This is a genomic window from Erythrobacter litoralis (assembly GCF_029760855.1).
Taxonomy (GTDB): domain Bacteria; phylum Pseudomonadota; class Alphaproteobacteria; order Sphingomonadales; family Sphingomonadaceae; genus Qipengyuania; species Qipengyuania litoralis_A.
Genome location: NZ_SOSI01000001.1, coordinates 336,505 through 353,160 on the forward strand (window position 1 = coordinate 336,505; position 16,656 = coordinate 353,160).

Annotated in this window: 15 protein-coding genes and 1 tRNA gene; 8 read left to right on the top strand and 8 right to left on the bottom strand. The window is 61.5% G+C overall.

What is annotated here, in order from left to right:
- Window positions 1-66 precede the first annotated feature (66 nt).
- Window positions 67-1,410, bottom strand: a complete 1,344-nt coding sequence (locus E3U23_RS01535) for an alkaline phosphatase PhoX (protein ID WP_279349415.1) — start codon at window positions 1,408-1,410, stop codon at window positions 67-69.
- A 137-nt stretch (window positions 1,411-1,547) separates the two neighbouring features.
- Between E3U23_RS01535 and E3U23_RS01540 the strand changes: the two genes are divergently transcribed.
- Genes E3U23_RS01540 through E3U23_RS01565 form a run of 6 tightly spaced genes read left to right on the top strand, consistent with a single transcriptional unit; the run spans window position 1,548 to window position 10,677 of the window.
- On the top strand, window positions 1,548-2,705 hold the full coding sequence (locus E3U23_RS01540; RefSeq protein ID WP_279349416.1) for a PepSY-associated TM helix domain-containing protein: 1,158 nt from the start codon (window positions 1,548-1,550) through the stop codon (window positions 2,703-2,705).
- Window positions 2,706-2,725: 20 nt separating this feature from the next.
- Window positions 2,726-2,887 carry a hypothetical protein gene (locus tag E3U23_RS01545; protein WP_279349417.1) on the top strand — a complete coding sequence of 54 codons (162 nt, stop codon included), beginning with the start codon at window positions 2,726-2,728 and terminating at the stop codon, window positions 2,885-2,887.
- A gap of 13 nt (window positions 2,888-2,900) precedes the next feature.
- Entirely contained in the window at window positions 2,901-5,093 is a 2,193-nt protein-coding gene (locus E3U23_RS01550; RefSeq protein WP_279349418.1) for a TonB-dependent receptor, read from the top strand.
- A 55-nt stretch (window positions 5,094-5,148) separates the two neighbouring features.
- Entirely contained in the window at window positions 5,149-6,243 is a 1,095-nt protein-coding gene (locus E3U23_RS01555) for an efflux RND transporter periplasmic adaptor subunit (RefSeq protein WP_279349419.1), read from the top strand.
- A complete protein-coding gene (locus E3U23_RS01560; protein WP_279349420.1) occupies window positions 6,233-9,334 on the top strand; it encodes an efflux RND transporter permease subunit in 3,102 nt (1,033 codons plus the stop codon). Before E3U23_RS01555 ends, E3U23_RS01560 begins: the two co-directional genes overlap by 11 nt.
- Complete coding sequence (locus E3U23_RS01565; protein WP_279349421.1) at window positions 9,331-10,677, top strand: efflux transporter outer membrane subunit; 1,347 nt, start codon at window positions 9,331-9,333, stop codon at window positions 10,675-10,677. Before E3U23_RS01560 ends, E3U23_RS01565 begins: the two co-directional genes overlap by 4 nt.
- Window positions 10,678-10,701: 24 nt before the next feature.
- On the opposite strand, the gene E3U23_RS01570 is transcribed toward E3U23_RS01565, so the two are convergent.
- The 7 genes from E3U23_RS01570 to E3U23_RS01600 all read right to left on the bottom strand — a co-directional run bounded on the left by E3U23_RS01570 (window position 10,702) and on the right by E3U23_RS01600 (window position 15,504).
- A tRNA-Gly gene (locus E3U23_RS01570) sits at window positions 10,702-10,775 on the bottom strand.
- 47 nt (window positions 10,776-10,822) lie between these two features.
- Window positions 10,823-11,932, bottom strand: coding sequence for a tyrosine-type recombinase/integrase (locus E3U23_RS01575; protein WP_279349422.1), 1,110 nt, complete (start codon window positions 11,930-11,932; stop codon window positions 10,823-10,825).
- Window positions 11,933-12,171: 239 nt separating this feature from the next.
- On the bottom strand, window positions 12,172-12,675 hold the full coding sequence (locus E3U23_RS01580) for an HNH endonuclease signature motif containing protein (RefSeq protein WP_279349423.1): 504 nt from the start codon (window positions 12,673-12,675) through the stop codon (window positions 12,172-12,174).
- A gap of 204 nt (window positions 12,676-12,879) precedes the next feature.
- Entirely contained in the window at window positions 12,880-13,401 is a 522-nt protein-coding gene (locus E3U23_RS01585) for a hypothetical protein (RefSeq protein ID WP_279349424.1), read from the bottom strand.
- An 18-nt stretch (window positions 13,402-13,419) separates the two neighbouring features.
- Window positions 13,420-13,989, bottom strand: a complete 570-nt coding sequence (locus tag E3U23_RS01590; protein ID WP_279349425.1) for a hypothetical protein — start codon at window positions 13,987-13,989, stop codon at window positions 13,420-13,422.
- A gap of 37 nt (window positions 13,990-14,026) precedes the next feature.
- Complete coding sequence (locus E3U23_RS01595; RefSeq protein WP_279349426.1) at window positions 14,027-14,707, bottom strand: hypothetical protein; 681 nt, start codon at window positions 14,705-14,707, stop codon at window positions 14,027-14,029.
- Window positions 14,704-15,504 carry a recombinase family protein gene (locus tag E3U23_RS01600; protein WP_279349428.1) on the bottom strand — a complete coding sequence of 267 codons (801 nt, stop codon included), beginning with the start codon at window positions 15,502-15,504 and terminating at the stop codon, window positions 14,704-14,706. Before E3U23_RS01600 ends, E3U23_RS01595 begins: the two co-directional genes overlap by 4 nt.
- 49 nt (window positions 15,505-15,553) lie before the next feature.
- On the opposite strand from E3U23_RS01600, the gene E3U23_RS01605 reads away from it, so the two are divergent.
- Window positions 15,554-15,682, top strand: coding sequence for a helix-turn-helix transcriptional regulator (locus E3U23_RS01605; protein ID WP_279349681.1), 129 nt, complete (start codon window positions 15,554-15,556; stop codon window positions 15,680-15,682).
- A gap of 427 nt (window positions 15,683-16,109) precedes the next feature.
- Window positions 16,110-16,649 carry a hypothetical protein gene (locus tag E3U23_RS01610; RefSeq protein ID WP_279349429.1) on the top strand — a complete coding sequence of 180 codons (540 nt, stop codon included), beginning with the start codon at window positions 16,110-16,112 and terminating at the stop codon, window positions 16,647-16,649.
- The last annotated feature ends 7 nt before the right edge of the window (window positions 16,650-16,656 follow it).

A 16,656-nucleotide genomic window follows, 5' to 3' on the forward strand; every position in this document is an offset into this window, starting at 1 on the left:
GCCAGACCGTTGTCGCGGTTTCGCGATGTGATGCGGTCTGTTTGATCGACGCAGCCGATCAGGCGCTCACGCAGCCCAAGGCCCGGTGATGGCGATCGTCCGCGTCGGGGAATAGGCGTTTACGAAGAACCATTTGCCGTCCGGCGAGAAGCAACCGCCCGCCAGTTCGGTCTGCATGTCGAGCTTGCCGAAATCGTAGGCTCGGCCACCGGGTGTGATGCCGCGCAAATGGTTATCGACCACGTCGGTATATTGATCCTCGCACACGATGAGGTGGCCATTCGGGCCGACAGTGAGATTGTCACCGTAATTGAACTGGTCCTCGCGCTCGCTTTCGAAGAACAGTTCGACGGTGTCGGCCCGCCGCCCCCGCCCCGGCACCAGTTTGAATATCTGGCCGAGCTTCTTCGCACCGCCATTGGTGGAGCAAACGTAAAGCTCGTCCGTGCCCATATGAATGCCCTCCCCCCTCGCGACCAGCGCCGCGCCGCGCGCGGCGGCTCGCATGCGCAGGTCGTCTCCCGGCGCATCGACATCGGCAAGATCGAGCCAGTCGACCGTATAGCTCTGGCCGACCGGCATGGCAGGGCCTTCCCAGTTGCGCGTATCGGCGATGCCGCTGACGATCATCGCCTGAAGGCGTCCGCCTTCATGCAGCTTACCGGGGGTTTGCGGTATGAAGCGGTAAAGCACGCCGTCGCCGCGATCTTCGGTGAGGTAGACATAGCCCGTCGCCGGATCGACGCAGGCGGCTTCGTGATTGAAGCGCCCCATTGCCTTCAGCGGCACGGGATCGACCAAGCCCGGCGCACCTGCCGGAACCTCGAAAACCCAGCCATGATCCTTGCCGAGCTTGCCTTCGCCGAGCTGATCCGCCTTGCTGACGAATTCCTCGCAGGTAAGCCAGCTGTTCCAAGGCGTCACCCCGCCCGAACAATTGCGAATGGTGCCGGCGAGCGAACGATATTCGCGCTTCACCGCAAGCGTTTCCGCATCGAGCACTAGCGTCGTTGTCCCACCCGGCAGAACCTGCCGGCCGCCGACCCGGTCGTATCCGCTGGCAATCGTGCCGCCGGGCGCATCGTCGGGAACGAGTTCGTGATTGCGGACCAAGGCGATCTCGCCGCCAGGAAGCGGCAGGCAGCCCATGCCATCGGCCTTGTCAGGCACCGTCCCGCCGTCACTCATCGCATCGCCGAGGCTGGAGATGAGGCGGTAGGTGAAGCCCTCGGGTAGGTCGAGCAGGCCGTTCGGATCTTTGACCAGCGGTCCGTATCCGTCGAAAGATGATACTGCACGCGCGGACGAGGTCGCCATGTTTCCGCGCGTCATGCAGCCGCTGAGTGCGAGCGCACCGAAGGCGCTGCCGGTGGCGGAAAGAAAACGGCGGCGGTGAATGGCGATGGTCATGCGATTAAACTCCGGTCGGTCGCGAGCCCCTTTGCCCTAGCATCGTGAACGCTGAATGACACTCGCAGAGATACCTCCGTTGCTATTGCGAACTATTCTCATTGACGAAGTAGGAGGATGCCCCTAGCTCGCCCGCCATGTCGCGCCGCGCCATCCGATTCTGGTATCTGCTGCACAAATGGAGCGGCATCGTGCCGACGGCATTCCTGTTGATGCTGTGCCTGACCGGCCTGCCGCTGATATTTCACGACGAGATCGATGCGCTGATGGCATCGGACGCGGAAGCCGCGCTGGCGGGCGCTCCATCAGCTTCGTCGGGATTGCCGCTCGACGCGATCCTCGATCAGGCATTGGCGGATCGCCCGGGAGAGGTCCCGCTGTTCATGGCGTTCAGCCAGGATTCGCCGCTGCTTACGGTCACCACCGGGCCCTCGCCCGATGCGGCGGGCGGGGACATGACGCTCCTCTTTTTCGATCGTGCGACCGGCGAAGCGCTCGGCCCCGCGCCCGTGAACGCGCCGATGGATTTCCTGCTACAACTGCATACCGACATGTTTCTCGGTCAGGGCGGCATGTGGGCGCTCGGCGTATGCGGCATCTTGCTGGTCGTCGCGCTGATATCGGGCGTGGTGCTGTATGCGCCATTCATGCGCCGGCTGCCCTTCGGCACCAACCGCACCGATCGCAGCGCGCGCGTCCGGCGGTTGGACCAGCACAATCTTGTCGGCATCATCGCGCTGGGCTGGATGCTCGTCATCGCGCTGACCGGGGCGATCAACGCCTTCGCTGACCCTTTGACCGAAAACTGGCGCGACGGTGAAGTTGCCCGCCTGACCGCGCAATATGGCGAGGCGGCACCGGTCGCCCCCGAAGAATACGCCTCGCTGGACGCCGCCCTTGCGACCGCGCAGGACGCGCTGCCCGGTCGCAGCCCGCAATTCATCGCCTTTCCCGGCGGCGACTGGTCGTCGGCCCGCCATTACGCGATCTTCTTCCAGGGCGACCGTCCGGTGACGCAGCACTTGCTTACCCCGGCGCTGGTCGATGCCGGATCCGGCGCTTTCGTCGATGCACGCACCATGCCCGCCCTCAATCAGGCGCTGATGATGTCGAAGCCGCTGCATTTCGGCGATTATGGCGGATTGCCCCTCAAGATCGTCTGGGCGCTGCTGACCATCGCGACGATCTGGGTGCTGTGGACCGGCCTCGCGCTCTGGCTGCGCCGCCGCCCCGGCGCGATCGAACGGCGCATCGAAGAAATCCGCAGCGGCGGCAGGCGGCAGGCGCTCGCATGAGCCGCCGCCCCGCCCAGCCCGTGGCCCGCGTCTTCGCGATGCCGCTCGTTCTGCTCGCGGCGACGCTGGTCGGGCTCGTTCTCGGCCTTACCGGCGACGGTCTGCGCGATGTGGCTGCCTGGATCCTGGTCGGCTTACCGCTGGCCCTTCTCGCCCTCTTTCTCTTCCGTACTTACCAGTAGGACCTTCATAATCGTGCTTCGTAATCCGCATCTTACCGGCGCCGCGCTGGCGCTCGTTCTCGCCGCTCCCGCCCATGCGCAATCCGGCGCACCTGCCGAAGACAGTCAGGACACCATCATCGTTACGGCGCAGCGCGAAAACCGGACGGAAGTCGTCGCCGGGGGTAATGTGGGTGTGCTGGGCGACAAACCGGCGGAAGACGTGCCTTTCACCGTGCGAACCTTCGACGAGTCGCTGATCCTCAACCAGCAACCCCAGACTTTGGGCGAGGTGCTGGAAAACGATCCGACAGTACGCACCACGCTGGGGTTCGGCATTGCGGGCGAGCAATTCGTCATCCGCGGCTTCCCCCTGTACGGCGACGATGTCGGCATGAACGGGCTGTACGGCATCACGCCGCGCCAGCTCGTCGCCCCTGAACTCTATAGCGGGGTGCAGGTGCTTAACGGCGCCAACGCCTTCCTCTACGGTGCGGCGCCCGGCGGCACCGGGATCGGCGGCAACGTCAATCTCCAGTTGAAGCGCGCTGGGGAAACACCGCTGACGCGCGCGACGCTCGGCTATACCTCGGATTCCCATTTCGGCGGCAGCGCCGATATCGCGCGCCGCTTCGGCGGAGACGGACAGTTCGGCGTGCGAGTAAACGGCGTCTTCCGCAGCGGCGATGTGTCGATCGACGACGAGTTTCGCGAAACCCTGGCGACCGGCGCCGCCGTCGACTGGCGCAGCGAGAATGTCCGCGTCTTCGCCGATCTCGCCTATCAGCGCATCGAGGTGGACCGGCTGCGCCCGCAGATCGGCCTTGCCGCCGGCGCCATCCCCGCCGTGCCCGATGCGGACGCGAATTACGGGCAGGCCTTCACCAATACCGAGCTCGAAAGCCTCTTCGGCATCGCCCGGCTCGAATACGATGTCGCCGACAACGCCCTGTTTTACGTCACAGGTGGCGCGCTTGAGAGCGAGGAGATGGGCACTTATGGCAGCATCACCGTGACCGACGCCGTAACCGGCGCGGCGAGCGGCGGCGCTTCCATCGTCCCGGCCGAGCAGAGCAACCAAGCGATCGAAGCCGGCCTTCGCGCCAAGATCGGCAGTGCGGTCACGCAGGAGTTCAATTTCGGCACGAATGTCAGCTGGCAGGAGTTTCGCACCGCATTCGATTTTCGAACCAATTATGCGACGAATATCTACGATACCCCGCAAGTCGCTTTCCCGACCGACGTATCCTTCGCCAGCGGCGATCTCGACGATCCGCTTACCTCTAGCCGCTCCCGGTTGATGAGCGCTTTCGTATCGGACACGGTCGGCTTTCTGGACGAGCGCGTACTGATCATCGGCGGCCTGCGCCTTCAGGAGATCGAAGTGCGCGGCTTCGATGTAAACAGCGGGGCGGAAACCAGCGCATACGAGGAAAGCGCGGTCACGCCGGTGGCGGGTCTGGTGGTCAAGCCGGTCGCGGGCCTGTCGCTCTTCGCCAACCGGATCGAGGGTTTGCAGCAAGGCCAGCGGGCGCCGATCAACGGGATAGACCCCGACAATCCCGATGGCCCCGTGCTACCGGTCAGCAACGCCAATCAGGTGCTGCCACCTTTCAAGTCGGTACAATACGAAGTCGGCGCAAAGCTCGCGCTCGGCATGATCGATGCGAGCGTTTCCGCCTACCAGATCGAGCAGCCCAACGCCTTCCTCGGGCCGAACGAAGGGCAACCCGGCTTTCTCGCCTTCGCCCCGTTCGGCGAGCAGCGCAATCGCGGGATCGAGGCTTTCGTGTCCGGCGAACCGACCGAGGGCCTCCGTCTTATCCTGGGCGGTTCGGTCACCGATGCGGAGCTTACGAATACGCCTGGCGGCGTAAACGAAGGTAATACCGCGCTCGGCATCCCGGACTACACGATCAACGCGAACGCCGAATGGGACCTGCCCTTCGTGCCCGGTGTCACACTGACGGGCCGCGTCGTCCATACAGGCGAACAATGGGTCGATCAGGCGAACACGCTCGAACTCGATCCATGGACGCGGGTCGATCTCGGTGCGCGCTATGTCTTCGCGGCGGGCGATACGCCGGTAACCTTGCGCTTCACGGTCGATAACGTGGCGAACGAGCGGTACTGGTCTTCGGCCTTCACCGCGTTCGGATCGTTCGGCGGGCAATTGTTGCAAGGCGATCCGCGCACCTTCAAGGCCTCGATCTCAGCGGATTTCTGACGCAGCGCGCAATTCGCTTGATGCTGCCTTGCAAGCCGTGCGAGGGATGACGCTAATGCCGCACGCCCTCGCTCGCCTTGCGATCCTTGCCACCAGCCTTGCTTTAGCCGCCTGCTCCGAGCCGGAGCCGGAGCCGGAGAGCGAGGCTGTGCCTGTCGTCGCGCAAGCGGTTCGCGTGCTGCCCGAACAGCTAGAGGTGGAAGCGATCGGCACGGCGCGTGCGGCGACCTCCGCCGAAATCTACCCGGAAACTGCGGGCCGCGTCACCTCCGTGCTCTTCTCGGCCGGAGATTATGTGCGCGAAGGCGAACCGCTGCTGCGGCTCGATGCGCGGCAGGAGCGCCTTGCCGTCGAAGCGGCGGAAGTTTCGGTGCGCGAAGCGGACCAATTGCTCGGCCGCTATCGCCGGATCGAGGATACCGGTGCCCTGTCTGAAAGCCAGATCGAAGCGGGTGAGACTTCGCTCGCCTCCGCCCGTGTCGCTCTCGAACAGGCGCAGACCGCGCTTGCCGACCGTGTGGTGCGCGCGCCCTTCTCGGGCCATGTCGGCCTGACCGAAATCGATCCCGGCGACCGGGTGAACGATACAACGCCGATCACCCAGATCGACCAGCGTGGCACGCTTTATGTCGATTTCCCCGCTCCAGAGTCGGTGTTCAACGCCCTGCGTCCGGGACAGGTGGTACAGGTCAGCCCGTTCTCCGACCCGTCGCGCACCATCGACGCCCGTGTGGTGACGACCGACAACCGCATTTCGCAGGACAGCCGCGATTTCATCGTGCGCACCGCCGTTCCCAATACCGGCGATCGCCTGCGCCCCGGCATGAGCTTCCGGGTCGTTTTCACGCGTGCAGGCGAAGCGCGCCCCGTCGTGCCCGAGCAAGCGATCGTGTGGGGCGGCGAAGGCTCGCACCTGTTCGTGGTGCGCGATGGCAAGGCGGTGCGTATCCCCGTGACGATCACCGCGCGGCGCGAGGGGCAGGTCTTCGTCGATGGCGCTATTCGTTCTCAGGATCGCGTGATCGTGGAAGGCGTACAGAAGGTGCGCGACGGGCAGGACATCCGCCTCGTACGCGGCGGGAGCCAGGGCACGCAGACCGTGCAGGTCCGCCCCACGCCCACCGCCTCCCCTTCAGCCGATGAAGAATAAACGCGATCTCGCATTGCTGGCGGTCGAGCGGCCGCTGCTGATCGGCGTTCTCAACCTGCTGATCGTCATCGCGGGGATCGCCGCACTGCTGGGCGTGGAAGTGCGCGAATTGCCGAATGTCGATCGGCCGATCGTGTCGGTGACCGCGACCCTCCCCGGTGCTGCGCCCGAAACGATGGATTCCGAAGTGACGAGCCGGCTGGAAGATGCCGTCGCGCGCGTTTCGGGTGTCAGGCAGATCAGCGCATCGAGCGAGGAGAACAATTCACGTATCCGGGTGGAATTCAATCCCGGCATCGATCTCGACACCGCCGCATCCGACGTGCGCGAGGCGGTCAGCCGGACGCAGCGGGACCTTCCCGAACGCGTCGAACAGGTCACGGTGGTCAAAGCCGATCAAGATGCGCAGCCGATCATGACGCTGGCGGTGCAATCGAACCGCTACGATCAGGCGGAACTCACCCGCATCGTAGAGAACGACATCGTGCCCGAATTGCTGGCGGCGGAAGGCGTCGCCAGTATCGAGGAATTCGGCACCCGCGCCCGCCAGATGCGCGTGGCTGTCGATCCCGCCCGCCTCAACCGATTTGGCCTGACGCTGGCCGATGTCGCGACCGCGCTCGAAAACGCGCCGTACGACGTTCCGGTCGGCTCGTTCCGTTCGGAGGCGCAGGAACTGATCGTCCGCGCCGAAGCGAGCGCCACCGATCCCGCCCTGATCGAGAATGTCGTCATTTCCGGCAACACACGCATCGGCGATGTCGCCGAAGCCGATTTCGCCCCGGCTAATGCGACCAATTTTGTACGGCTCGATGGGCAGCCCATCGTCGGCCTCGGCGTGGTGCGGCAGGCGAGTTCGAACACGATCGAGATTTCGGACACCATCCGGCAGGGCGTGGAGCGGCTGAACGAGCGCTTCGACGACCTGCAGATTCAGGTTGTGTCCGACGATGCCGAATTTATCCGCATTTCGGTGCAGGAAGTGCTCATTACGCTCGGCTTCACTATTCTGGTCGTCGTCGGCACTCTGCTCGTCTTCTTCCGTGCATGGCGGCCCACAGTTGTGCCGAGCGCCACCATTCCGGTGGCTTTGGTCGGTGTTCTCGCCGGCATCTGGGCGATGGGCTTTTCGATCAATCTTCTGACCCTCCTCGCCCTCGTGCTGGCGACCGGCCTGATTGTGGACGATGCCATCGTCGTGCTGGAAAATGCGCAGCGCTTGCAGAACAAAGGGCTCGGGCGGCGGGCGGCGGCGGTGGTCGGCACGCGGCAAGTGTTCTTCGCCGTGGTGGCCACAACGGCGGTGCTCGTCTCGGTCTTCGTGCCGATCAGCTTCCTGCCTTCGGAAGCCGGGCGCCTGTTCCGGGAATTCGGCTTCGTGCTGGCGGTCGCCGTCATCATTTCCTCTTTCGTCGCCCTCTCGCTGGTCCCCGCACTGGCGGCGCGCTTCGACCTGACCAATCAGGACAAGGAGCCGGGCCGATTGGGGCGCTGGGGAGCCGCCGCGAACGAGCGCTATGAAAGCCTGCTCAAACGATGCCTTGATCGGCCCAAGTTGGTCGCGATCGTCTCGATCGTGATCGCGGGGGCCGCCGGCCTCCTTTATTCGCAGCTCGACAACGAACTGGTGCCGGACGAGGATCGCGGCGTCATCACTGTGGACGCGACGGGGCCGGACGGGGTCGGCATCGATTTCATGGACGGCGAGCTCGATGAGGTGGAGCGGGTGCTCCAGCCCTATCTCGACAGCGGCGAAATCGAGAGCACCTTCTCCATCGTCGGCCGCTACGATCCCAACCGGGTGCGCGTGACCGCCCAGCTCGCCGACTGGGACGATCGCGACCGCAGCCAGACCGAAATCGTCGAGGAACTGGACGCCCCGCTGCAGGAGATCCCCGGTTCGCGCACCAATGCGCGGGGGCGCGGAACGCTCAATTTTGGCGGCGGCGGCGATGGGATCGAAGTCGCGCTGACCGGTGCGGAATACGATACGATATTTGAATCCGCCGATGCTCTGGCCACCGCCATCGACACCGATTCCGACATCCTTTCGAACGCCGACATCTCCTATCAGCCGACCCAGCCGCAGCTTTCGATCCGCATCGATCGCCAGCGCGCCTCCGATCTCGGCGTCGATCTCGACGATCTTTCGCAAACCCTGCGCGCGATGGTTGGGGGCGAAGACCTCGTCGATCTCAACGTCGGCGATCAGGCGGTGCCGATCTTCCTGACCGCACAAGCCGTCAGCGTGACCAACCCGCAGGACCTGCGCAATCTCTCCGTTCGCAGTACGGATGGCGCTTTGGTCCCATTGTCCAGCGTCACCCAGATCGACGAACAGGGCATCGCTGCCGAACTCGACCGGACCGAGCAGCGCCGCGCGATCGAAGTCAGCGCGAATATCGCCCCCGGCACTCCGCTGCGCGACGCGGTGACCGAGATAGAGCGGCTGGCCGAGGAAAGCGTCGGCCCGGGCATTGACATGCTGCTCCAGGGCGAGGCGGAAAGTCTGGAGGAAACCTCGAACGACCTGCTGCTGACCTACGGTTTTGCGCTGGTCATCGTCTTCCTTGTCCTCGTCGCCCAGTTCGAGAGCCTGACGAGCGCGCTGGTCGTCCTTCTTACCGTGCCCTTCGCGCTCGCCGCGGCGATCTTCTCGCTGTATCTTTCCGGCGTCTCGCTCAATATCTATTCGCAGATCGGGCTGGTCATGCTGATCGGGCTGATGGCGAAGAACGGCATCCTGATCGTCGAATTCGCCGACCAGTTGCGCCACCAGGGCCGCAGCGTGCGCGAAGCGGTGGAAGAGGCGGCGGCGATCCGCCTGCGTCCCATCGCGATGACGCTGATCTCCACGGTGCTGGGTGCGACGCCCCTGATCCTCGCCAGCGGGGCGGGATCGGAAGCACGGCAGTCGATCGGCTGGGTGATTTTCGGCGGCCTCGGCCTTGCCGGCCTGTTCACCCTGTTCCTCACCCCGGTGATCTATCTCGGCGTCGCCCGGCTCGGCAAACCGCGCAGCGTCGATCTCGCCAAGGTGCGCGAGGAAATCGACGCGGTTGACGAAGATACGACGATGGCACCGGCATGAGGCGCATCGGCTTCGTCCTTGCGACCGCGCTCGCGCTCACCGGATGTGCACGCACGTCTCCGGTCGAACGGGTGGCGGTTACGGTGCCCCCGCCTGTCTATGCCTCCGACCTGCCCCCCGCCGGGCTGGACGACAATTGGTGGCGCGGTTTCGGCGATCCCGAACTCGATGCACTGGTGGAACAGGGCCTAGCCGCCAATCTGGAGATCGATGCCGCCGCCGACCGCCTGCGCTCCGCCGCCGCGTTCCTGCGCGCCGAACGCGCCGATCGCTTGCCGAGCGTCGACGGAGCGGCCGAAGCGGGCGTCGATCTCGGCTCCGATAACGGCGTGGCCGCGACGGGCGGGCTGTTCGGCCTCTTCAATCCCGACCTCAACGGGCGGCTGGCGGCGGAAATTCGAGCCGCGGCGGCCGATTACGCCGAAGCCGATTACATCGTCGCCGACCAGCGCAGGCTGATCGCCGCAGCGGTCGCGAACCAATACATCGAATATCGCCGCACCGGCGCGCAGCTGGATCTACTGGAAGAATCGACCGAATTGCAGGAACGCACGCTACGCATCGTAACGCTCCGCTTCGAAGCGGGGTTATCGGCCAATCTCGACGTTCGCCGCGCTGCCGCCGACCTTGCGCAAACGCAGGCCCGGCTCGGTCTGGTGGAGATCGCCCGCGCCAATGCCGTCAACGCACTCGCCATTCTGCTTGCCGAGCAACCCGGAACCTTCGCGCCGACCTCGCCGACGGAAACCGCAGCCATCCCCGATTACGGCCTCGGCCCAGAGGTGGGCGTCCCGGCAGATCTCCTGCGCCGCCGTACGGATATCCTCGCCGCCGAAGCCCGCCTCGCCCGCGCCGCTGCGGATATCGGCATAGAGCAGGCGGACCTGCGCCCCTCGCTTACCATCCCGGGAACGCTCGCGATCGGTGACGGCTCGCTCGGCGGCTTGTTCTCGGACTTTTTCGTGACATTAGGGGCCGCGCTCGATCTCCCGCTGTTCGATGGTGGCCGCCGCCGTGCCGAAGTCGCCGCCGCCGAGGCGGAAGCCGACGCCCGCCTCGCCGAATACCGACTAGCTTTTCTGGTTGCGCTGGGCGAGGTTGAAAATTCGCTCGTCGCAATCGATGCCTACCGCCAGCGCAACGCCTCGCTCGAAGAAGCGATCGAGCAAAGCGAAACCGCCTTCAGTCAATCGAACGCGCTTTATCGCGAGGGCCTCACATCGCTGTTCGACGTGCTGGACGCTCAGCGCCAGCTCATCGCCAGTCGCCAGTCGCTGATCGACAGCGAAGCCGCGCTCGCCAGCTCATTCGTGGCATTCCATTCCGCGATCGGTTCGAGCTGAGGCACTGTTCTGCATCGTTGAGGCTGGAGCGGGTGAAGGGAATCGAACCCTCGTCGTCAGCTTGGGAAGCTGCTGCTCTACCATTGAGCTACACCCGCTTTTTAAAGACTTAGCAGCCTCGGACCTCGGCAGTTTACACAGCGGTTTACAAATCGCCTGCCAAGCGGCGCGTGATTGACACCACGATGGCGCTATCGTCAACGTATCTTTTCCTGATCTGATCGACCTGTTCAGGCGACCAGCCCATGATGTCCGCGACCTCTCGATTGGTGAGGTTCGCACTCGGATGGGCCATGATACGGGTTGCAAAGGTTCCGCGCAGGTCGTGAAGCCGCTTCTGCGTTCGGTTTTTCTCACCGGACACAGGATCGCGCTCAACATGCCAGATGCCTTTCCCGTTATTGGCTCTACGCCGGGCATCGTGGAAACTGGAGTTGAGACCATCTCCGGTCCACGGCTTGCCATAGCAGTTGACTAGAACAGTCTCGACGCCAGCTTTTCTTGAGCGTCCACGGAGCGTCTCCAGTAAAGCATCAAGTTCCGGCAAGCGAGGGATTGTGACCCGGTAGCGCTTGCGAAGTGACCGCTTCGCGGCGGTCCTTTGGATCGCAAGGTCGCCAACTTCGTCCCATCGGATTGCCACAAGATCAGCGCGTCGCATCCCAGTCAGGGTCGCTAATTCGATAGCATCGCAGAGCGGTTGCAGAGCCTCGCGCTTTATCGCCTCCAAGTCCTCTGCGAGCCAAATGATTGGGGCCCGGCTCTCCGCTCGATAAAGAGTTGGCACCCCCCGCGCTGGGTTGAGAATTAAAAGCCCTTCGAGGTTTGCCCAATTAAGAAACTGGGAAAGCACCGTGACCGATATATCGGCGGTCCGTGGCTTCGCGCTCATGGTGTTGCGCCATGCAACGATCTTCGCCTTCATTCGCGGATCATCGAAGATAGCCAGCGGAACATCGCCCCACTTTGCCTCTATCAGGTCCAGATGCCTGCCCCACGTTCGCCGGGTGCTGTCCGCCAAGTCCCTCCAATTGGTCGAACCGCGAAATGCCGTTAGAGCGCCCCCAACGAGATCAGTTTGCGGTCGGCTTTCTGAAAGTTCTGCTTCATGTATCTGCGCCCAGATGGCAGACGCCAATTTTGGCTTTTTCGGGCCTTCCGAACGCAGCACTTGTGGGCCGCCGCGCCACGCATACACATACCAAACTATGCCATCGCGAAGCTTCTTGCGGACGAAATGCGGAGCGGACGTCACAACGCATCCTGCCATTGGTCAAAGAGCGCGCCGCTAGACGGCCCCATTATTCCCTCTGGTGTTAATATGCGTATCGTCCCATCTGGACCGATCTCGACGGAAGCAACGACCAGGCCCTCTTTCCTCACTCCATCAATCGCTCTCTTTACGTCGACCTTTTTGAACGCCGACGGCTTTCGTCCAATTGATCCTTTCGCTCTGATCCTTGCAAAAGGTTGCACAGCTCTGATGGGCATCGATCAGTCCACTTCTTCCCTAAGGGCGCTCGTCCACGCCATAAGGTAGTGAGCTGACCGGTGCCCTGCCGGCGTGACGAGCATAAGGTTATCCGGCTCGTTATTTCGCTTGTTTTCATCGATATGATGGACTTCGAGACACGGCGGCAGGTCTCTTGGATGGATACCGATCATCTCTGCCATCACGATGCGGTGAACAAAGTAGCGTCGACCATCGACAACTTCAGTCACATAGCCTCGTCCATCGTCACATTTACCCACGAAATTTCCGGGCTTCTTTCCCGCCATGGGATTTAACCTACCTAACTTGCTGTCACGTAGCCGCCGACGTTTCAGTTCCCTTCGCTCTTCCTGCGTTGTGCTTCGTTTAATAATTTCATGAACACTCCCCAAACCTATCTTAAGGTGTACGGCGATTTGCTTCATCGTATGGTTTGTCCCTCTGTAAATTTGCATGACCTCGCCTGCGATCATGGGATTTCCCACAATTACCTTGGAGTAGCTCATAAACCGCTTCCCTATCCTTTGTTCGCCTCCCGTAAAATCATATTTAATGAAAAAATCTTGATTTCAAGAATAAAATCAAACATCTACTGCTTGTTTTCTAGATATGTAGACAGCAACTCTCAAAATCTAATGGTATTTTAATTTATTTCAAAAATAATTCAAATACAGAATGACCAACCTATTCTTCCCGCGACCCTTGGTACATCAAAGGCGGTTGGTCCGGAAGGTGTTCGTGCGGAAATTGTAGGAGGGGTATATCTTCTCGTAGTTCGAGCCATCCATGCTCGGCTTGATGTATTTGTAGAACCCCTTGATGTAGGTCGAGAGAAGCTTCTTCGCCTTCTTCAACTGGATCAGGCGGAAGACGAAGTTCCCCGGCGTGCCCTCTTTGGCGACAGCGCTCTCGAAGTAAGGCAGGTGATCCTTGGTCGAGACGCTCGGGACGCGCTTGTTGAGGTCTTCCTCTTCGGCGGTGGATGGGGTGAATACTCGCGGGGTCAGCTTGAAGCCATCGGGGTGGCCCCACGGCTGCTCGAACAAGACGTCGATGATGAACTTGTCTTTGCCGAACAGAATGTCCTGCACGCTGCGGTCGGCGGTCGCGGCGGTGGCTTCTGGACCCGTGAGCCATTTACGACGCACGGCGGCGGGGATCATCTTGAAGAGGGCTTCCTCTTCTTCGGTGACCCATGTCGAGACTTCACGCTCGTATTCGACGAGTGCCACTCGGCGAACTCCAAGTTTTTATCCGAACGGTGAGCACCTCCTCCTCAACCGGGTCGAAATCGCACTCGTAGACGACTTTCCGGAATGCCCCGAAGCCGTTCTCAAGCCGGAGAGAGTTGCCGCAAACCAGATGATCCTCTTGGGTCCGTACTCTTTGGTGTAAACGTCATAGTGTGACCATTCCGCCCGGAAAAACTTAAAGCTGAGGCCTTCTGTCCATTCGTAACGATAGCGAGCGATGTCCTCGATCAAGCGAGTGCATCGCGGTTCTGCACGGGAACGCGTCCGTTTTGCGGCGCACTCGATGTCACCGCCGCACATTGCTTTCTCGACGGCTTCTGAAGGCTTCTGAGTTTCTTCCTGCCCCCGGCGCTCCCGTCTTCCTGCCTCTTGTCCTGACGCCCTTTCATCGAGTTTCTGGCGCTCTTCCGACGTCATGTTTGCGATTTGGACCAATGCAAATGCAAAAATCGTGATCGCCAATCCGACGATTGCCAATGCGAGGCCGCCGAGCCGGTGCTTAACCGAATACCGCCGCCGAAACAGAAGCCAGACAGTGATGACCGGCAGCACCAGCAGTCCCGCCATCAGCCGCTTTGAAAGCTGTCTAGGAGTTCGGCGCAATTCATCTTCCACGGTCTACTTCTTCGGTTCTGTCGGCTGGAGTGGGGGCGAGCTCGTCATCGAAGCGAAAGCCGCTGATCAGGAACTCGACGTTCGGAAAAACGAAGGCTTCAAGGTCGACGAGCGAGCGGTTGACTATTGTCGGTGCGCCGTAGTCGCCGTCTATCCACGGCCACAGTCGACCTTCGTACAATAGAAGCGGCCCGGAATGAGCAGCCGTGAGTTTGACGAACGCGCCATTTGGGACTTCGTCCAGGCGCAACCTGATCGGCGGCCGGGTGCGTTGTGCAGCCCTTCGCCGGTGCAACTCGCGATCCATTGTAGAAGCTCGCACCCGTTCGAACTTCGACACGCCCGCCAAGGCCTTCCAGATAACCAGCCAGCGATAATAGGCATCGGGCCGACAGCTTCCGCAGGGCCTATGTCCCGCTGCCAACGCGACTGCTTCGTCCGTGAAGAAGAGCGGCGTATATACTTCCGGATCGTCGAAGCGGACCTTTCGGCCATTCACCTCGCGCAGCGTGCAGCAGATCCAGCGCTTGTAGGCCCATCGTCGAGCGATCTTCCCTTCGGCGTCGAGCAACGGGCCACGGTTGCCCATCGCTCGACCACGCGAGGCGAGCGCGAGAATTTCACCGGTGGGCGATACGCGGTTAAAGCGCGGCATCGGAAACAGCGTCATGCCGCTGCAACCAGTTGCACCAAGCGATAGACCTGCGACGGCCCCCACGGCCCGCCGCGAGGAGTTGCAATCGCGCGCTGGTTGAGTTCGTCAGCTATTTGCCGATAGGAAAGGCCTCTACCAACAAGCTCGCTTAGCATCGGCTTCAGATCGGCTGCTCTTGCCCGAGCGCGGTCATGCCTTCGTTGTGCGCTTATTCGCGCTCCCTCGTGTGCGACGCCCCTCAGGTTGCCTCGATCACCCCCAAGCTTCAGACCGCGCTTCTTTGCTGCTGCCAGCGCACTTCTAGTCCGATCCCGGATCATCTGCGCCTCATGTTCAGCGACTGCCGCGAGGATATGGATCGTAAGCCTGTTGGCGGAGGGGAAATCGACCGCTCGAAACTCGACACCACTTTCCATAAGGTTCGAAATGAAGGCGACGTTGCGGGCGAGCCGATCCAGCTTGGCGATCAGAAGCGTGGCACCGTGCACGCGGCACAATCGGAGTGCTTCGGCTAGCTTAGGCCTATCCGCCCTTCCCCCGCTCTCAATCTCAACGATCTCGAATAGAAGTTCTGCGTTGCGCGAAATGAGAAAACGAGAGACCGCTTCCCGTTGAGCGTCGAGCCCAAGGCCGGACTGTTCTTGTCTTCCTGTAGATACGCGAAAGTATCCGACGAAGCGTCTTTGGTCCGCTGTTCGTTGCATCGTTATCCGTGATATCTGAATGCGTTGCTCCAACAGCAACGCCCGTAGCAGTAGATTGAACAGCGAACGATTTTTAGTCAATCGCAAATTGCGTTTAGATTCAGCCACTTAATGAAATAGCAAAAGCGGGTGTCCGGTGTTGGCGATGGACGTTCGCATGCGCCTTGCAAAAAACCTGAGGGAGCTCAGATCAGAACGTGAGTGGTCGCAGAAGCAATTAGCCGAAGAGTGCGACATCCACCGAACCTACGCGAGCGATCTGGAACGCAGAGTGCGCAACCCATAGCAGAGTTTGACCATAAGGTCAGCTTTAGGGTTCATGAATTTCAAGACGGCTCGCTTACTGCTTCTCGGGGCCGCGGACCGACACAAACTAACATCGACAATGGCAATCGACACTCACCTTCCTCTTGCCTCGATCAAGTCGAGGCATAACTCTCCGCCTCCAACGTACGCTTATGGCGAGTACGCGGCTCTTGGTTGCCATCGCAGTTGGCAGAGCGTTGCAACAGTTGCACAGCAAATTGCCGATGAGCAGAACAGCGCCCATTCCGGAGGTCAGGCACTGGCCAACCTTTTGGGTGGATTTGCGGCTTCCAAGTCCGCGCGTTCAGAATGTATCTAAAGAGGGAAGGATGGCTAGAGTGAGTTCTGATGCACTAATCCCTGCTACCACACTCTGGACTTTTGGAACGGGTGCGAAACTACGTGCGATGGCCGAGATGGTCGAGAAAAGCCGAGCCCCAGAGAAACTTGGTGTTGAGCGCATTGAGTTCGGTGCGACATTGGCGGAATTGGATGACGCAATCGAAAGCCTGACCAACCCCGAGCAAATCGTTCGAGATCGCTGTATCTACATCATTACGCTGGATCGAGATGTTGACCTTTCAGCTTTCAAGGAAGCGTTCTTCGAGGCTCAGAGCCGAGACAATCTGAAACTTCCCCAAGACAATCATGATATTGGTCCGGTTCTCTATGTCGGAAGTTCCTACGCGACGGGAGCGAGGAAGCGGACGTTGCGCAGTCGTCTTCGGCAACATCTAATTAAAGCGCCGAAAGGGACCTATGCTCTGTCTCTATCGGAATGGACGAGCCATCTTTCGGGAGCGTTTTTCGTTCAGGCTTGGCAATTTCCTTCCCGCGGCGACGGCCCTGAGGGGGATGACGTTGCTCGAAATACCGTTCTTGCAGTCGAAGATTGGCTATCTGGTGAGTTGAAGCCCATGCTGGGCCGGCGTGGATCGCGACGCTGAGACGGCC

Bases quoted from the DNA above. Each gene is read 5' to 3' on its own strand.
- E3U23_RS01535 (WP_279349415.1), bottom strand. From the start codon at position 1,410: ATGACCATCGCCATTCACCGCCGCCGTTTTCTTTCCGCCACCGGCAGC.
- E3U23_RS01540 (WP_279349416.1), top strand. From the start codon at position 1,548: ATGTCGCGCCGCGCCATCCGATTCTGGTATCTGCTGCACAAATGGAGC.
- E3U23_RS01555 (WP_279349419.1), top strand. From the start codon at position 5,149: ATGCCGCACGCCCTCGCTCGCCTTGCGATCCTTGCCACCAGCCTTGCT.
- E3U23_RS01560 (WP_279349420.1), top strand. From the start codon at position 6,233: ATGAAGAATAAACGCGATCTCGCATTGCTGGCGGTCGAGCGGCCGCTG.
- E3U23_RS01565 (WP_279349421.1), top strand. From the start codon at position 9,331: ATGAGGCGCATCGGCTTCGTCCTTGCGACCGCGCTCGCGCTCACCGGA.
- E3U23_RS01580 (WP_279349423.1), bottom strand. From the start codon at position 12,675: ATGAGCTACTCCAAGGTAATTGTGGGAAATCCCATGATCGCAGGCGAG.
- E3U23_RS01590 (WP_279349425.1), bottom strand. From the start codon at position 13,989: ATGGCGGGACTGCTGGTGCTGCCGGTCATCACTGTCTGGCTTCTGTTT.
- E3U23_RS01595 (WP_279349426.1), bottom strand. From the start codon at position 14,707: ATGACGCTGTTTCCGATGCCGCGCTTTAACCGCGTATCGCCCACCGGT.
- E3U23_RS01605 (WP_279349681.1), top strand. From the start codon at position 15,554: ATGCGCCTTGCAAAAAACCTGAGGGAGCTCAGATCAGAACGTGAGTGG.
- E3U23_RS01610 (WP_279349429.1), top strand. From the start codon at position 16,110: ATGGCCGAGATGGTCGAGAAAAGCCGAGCCCCAGAGAAACTTGGTGTT.